Raw genomic sequence first — 456 nt, 5'->3', positions numbered from 1 at the left:
GTCTGGATCTCGCGCGGCAGGTGTTCTGGCAACGGCTTACGTTGTACCTGTTCCGGTGCCGTACGCGGCGTCCTGGAGATCTCGATGGGTGCGGCACCTTCGTCGGCCTCGAGTTCTTCCAGGCGCAGTTCGAGCTGTTCGATCTGGCGGTCCAGCTTCTCCGAGCGACGACCAAACTGCATGCGGCGCAGCTTTGCAATCAGCAACTTGAGATGCTCGATCTCCGCCTTGTCCGTTGCCGTCGCTGCCTTCTGCGATTCGAGCACGTCTTGCAGATGCCCGATGTGGGCATCGCGCTCCAGCAGCAGGGCCTTGAGCGCTTCGATTCGTCCGGGTGCGCGTTCGCCGTCGTCATGCCAGCAGTCTACGCGCCGGCAGACAGGTTTACAACGCCGAGATCGGCTCCGCCGTGCGCACCGGCTGTCGCCAGTCGATGCCTTCCAGCAGCATTGAGAG

At 62.9% G+C, this 456-nt stretch carries 1 protein-coding gene; it reads right to left on the bottom strand.

What is annotated here, in order from left to right; translation table 11 throughout:
- Positions 1–326, bottom strand: a 326-nt coding sequence (locus J8I34_RS34420; RefSeq protein ID WP_209808636.1) for an IS66 family transposase, incomplete at its 3' end; no start/stop codon positions are given.
- Between the last annotated feature and the right edge of the window lie 130 nt (positions 327–456).

The organism is Cupriavidus phytohabitans (assembly GCF_017815025.1).
GTDB lineage: Bacteria > Pseudomonadota > Gammaproteobacteria > Burkholderiales > Burkholderiaceae > Cupriavidus.
This window is presented reverse-complemented; position numbering and strand designations above follow the sequence as displayed.